The following is a 2,534-nucleotide window of genomic DNA, read 5'->3' as shown; positions in this document are numbered from 1 at the left end:
ACATCCATGTACGCCGCCCTTCGGGTGTTTCCCCCTGATGGCCGCCGCTTCGGAAGGGAACCCGGTAGATCAAAAGCAACAGCCAAAGCCGCAAGCAAAGAGCAAAGAGCAAAGAGCAAAAAGGCTATGGCTACAGTTACCGGCTATTTACTGCTGCGAAAACGCAAACGGGCGGGAGGACTGTCGCCCTCCCGCCCGCTGGTGCCGGCAGGTGCTGCCGGCGTGGTGCTACGACGTGCTGCGATCAGTGCCAGTGCAGGTTGAACGAGACGCCGACGATGCGCGGTTCGTTGTACACGGCCGCCATGTAGTTCTCGATCACGCCCTTGAGGTTCTTCTCGTTGGTGATGTTGCGGGCGAACGCGGCCACTTCCCATGCGCCGTAGTCGCCGGTGTAGCCCAGCTTGAGGCCGCCCTCGAAGTTGCCGTTGGAGGTGAACTCGGTGGAGTCGTACAGCACGAAGCTGGTGTAGCCCTGCTTGTTCCAGTCGGTGGCGACGAAGAAGGCGCCGCCGTCGTTGACCGGGATGTCGTAGCGCGCGGCCAGGTTGACGTTGTACTTGGGCGCGTTCGGCAGCGGGTTGCCGTCGATCTGGGCGAAGGTATTGTTGCCGATGCGGATGGTCGGGTCCTTCACCGTGCACACCACCACGCCGTTCAGGCCGCACACCTGCGCATACACGCGCTTGTCCTGGATCTCGCTGTGCAGCAGGCTCAGGCCGGCGGTCAGCGACAGGTTGGGGATCGGGCGCCAGTCAAGGTCCGCCTCCATGCCGTAGGCCTTGGCCTTGTCGGCGTTGAACAGCACGCCGTTGCCGTTGGAGTCGTTGCCGTTGAGCTGGATGTCGTCGACGGTGTAGGTGAAGCCGGTGACGTTCAGGCGCAGGCGGTTGTCGAACAGGTTGCTCTTGATGCCCGCTTCCCACGACAGGATGGTTTCCGAGTCGGCCGTGGTGAAGTCGGAATTGAACACCGCCGAACGGCCCTGGATGGTCGGGCCGCGGAAGCCGCGCGCGACCTTCGCATACGCGTTGACGTTCGGGTTGATCTCATACATCGCGCTCAGGTCCCAGCTCGGCTGGGTGTCGGCCAGGCGCACGTCGCGGCGGCCCTTGTAGGTGACCACGCCGGCCGCGGTGTCGGCGGTCTTGAGCAGCTTGGTCTCCTTGCTGTCGCGGGTCTGGCGCACGCCGGCGGTCAGGGTCAGCGCGTCGGTGACCTTGTAGGTCAGCTGGCCGAAGCCGGCCCAGGAGGTGTTGCTGTTGTGCAAGCGCACCCAGTTGTTGGGATTGCGCGCGGCAGTCTGCAGGAAGTAGGCGCGCTGGTAGAAATCGGTGGTGTCCTTGCCGTCGAAGTAGAACGCACCGGCCTGCCACTGCAGCGGGGCGTCGCCTTCGCTGGCCAGGCGCAGTTCCTGGGTGTACTGGTCCAGGTCGCGCACCTGGCCCATCGACTGCCCGTAGCCGTTGGGCACGCCGTTGACCGGGAAGTTGGCCGCGGCGCCGCCGTCGGTGTCGCCGCGGCTGTAGCCGGAGGTGGTCTCGTAGGCGCTGATCGAGGTCAGCGAGACGCCGCCGAAGTCGTAGATCGCCTTCAGCGAGGCGCCGTGGGTCTTGTACGCCTGCGGATTATCGTGGGCCTCGTCGTAGGCCACCTGGTCGCGCGGCACGTCGACCTTGTTCGAGCCCTTGCGCAGGGCGCCACGCAGGAACAGCGTGGAGGTGCCGTCGTAGTCGCGGGTGTGGAACGAGCCCAGCAGGGAGAAGTTCTCGCTCGGCTTCAGCAGCAGCTGCAGACGCGCGTTGCGGTCGTCGTAGCCGCCCATCGCGTCCTTCTTCGGGGTGACCGTGCCGTCGGCGCTCGGGCCGGTGTAGGTGTTGTCCACCCAGTCGTCGCGGTGCTGGTACAGCGTGGACACGCGGAACGAGAGCACGTCGTTGATCGGGCCGCCGATGCCGCCGTCGACCGAGACGGTGTTGTAGCTGCCGTAGCTGGCGGTGACCCGGCCGGTGTAGTCGTCGCTGGGCTTGATGCTGTCGAACTTGACGATGCCGGCGGTGGTGTTGCGGCCGAACAGCGAGCCCTGCGGGCCGCGCAGCACTTCCACCTGGTCCACGTCGTAGACCGGGTTGGACTTCAGCACCACGTGCTCCAGCACCACGTCGTCCTGGATGATCGACACCGGCTGCGAGGCGCCGAGGTAGAAGTCGATATTGCCCAGGCCGCGGATGTAGAAGCGCGGGAAGATGCGGCCGGTGGTGGTCTCGGCGTAGAAGCTGGGCACGCGGCCGGACAGCGCCAGCAGGGTGTCGTCGCCGCCGGCGGTGAAGTCGCGCATCGCCTCGCCCTGCACCACGCCCACCGACACCGGCACGTCCTGCAGGTTCTGCTCGCGGTGCTCGGCGGTGACGATGATGGTGTCCAGCGAGGTCGCCGCGTCGCCAGTACCGGCGGCGTTGGCTGGGCGGGCCTCGCTGCCGGCCAGCGACGGCGCGCTGTCCTGCGCGGCGGCGGCGGCGGCGACCGAGGCCAGC

Annotated in this window: 2 protein-coding genes; one reads left to right on the top strand and one right to left on the bottom strand. The window is 66.5% G+C overall.

What is annotated here, in order from left to right; translation table 11 throughout:
* The coding region (locus tag D180_RS24455; RefSeq protein ID WP_232760356.1) for a hypothetical protein at nt 1-264 on the top strand (264 nt) is incomplete at its 5' end.
* On the opposite strand, the gene D180_RS06210 is transcribed toward D180_RS24455, so the two are convergent.
* Complete coding sequence (locus D180_RS06210; RefSeq protein WP_081616417.1) at nt 245-2,533, bottom strand: TonB-dependent receptor; 2,289 nt, start codon at nt 2,531-2,533, stop codon at nt 245-247. The genes D180_RS24455 and D180_RS06210 overlap by 20 nt on opposite strands.
* Between the last annotated feature and the right edge of the window lies 1 nt (nt 2,534).

Origin of the sequence: Xanthomonas sp. SHU 166 (assembly GCF_000364685.1) — a bacterium.
GTDB classification, from domain to species: Bacteria; Pseudomonadota; Gammaproteobacteria; order Xanthomonadales; family Xanthomonadaceae; genus Xanthomonas_A; species Xanthomonas_A sontii.
The sequence above is the reverse complement of the archived record's forward strand: the minus strand, read 5'-3'. Positions and strand labels throughout refer to the sequence as shown.